The 263-nt window shown below is 44.1% G+C and carries 1 protein-coding gene; it reads right to left on the bottom strand.

Annotated features, from left to right (window positions below; all coding sequences use genetic code 11):
• Nucleotides 1–206: hypothetical protein (locus R0J87_RS21585; protein WP_498888859.1), on the bottom strand; the 206-nt coding region annotated here is incomplete at its 3' end.
• Between the last annotated feature and the right edge of the window lie 57 nt (nucleotides 207–263).

Raw genomic sequence — 263 nt, 5'->3', positions numbered from 1 at the left:
CAATAGCTGCCCACACCGATTAAGCTACTTCCTCCTAATGCCATCAGTAACCGTTGTTGCGATTCATCTAGGGTATGCTGCCATTTTTGCCAATATCCTGACCAGTGATTCACCGGGAAGCGAAAGAGTACAATCAACATTCCCATTGCAATTACCGTCGCTAGCAGTAATTGCCAATTCCAAACCAGCATGATCGCAAAAATCACAATTCCCCATAACCAAGGTGAGGATAAAAGGGATTGGAACTGTGATAAAGACTGATG

The organism is Halomonas sp. SIMBA_159 (genome assembly GCF_046536035.1).
GTDB lineage: Bacteria > Pseudomonadota > Gammaproteobacteria > Pseudomonadales > Halomonadaceae > Vreelandella > Vreelandella venusta_A.
Note: the sequence above shows the minus strand (reverse complement) of the source record. Positions and strands in the feature narration are given on the sequence as shown.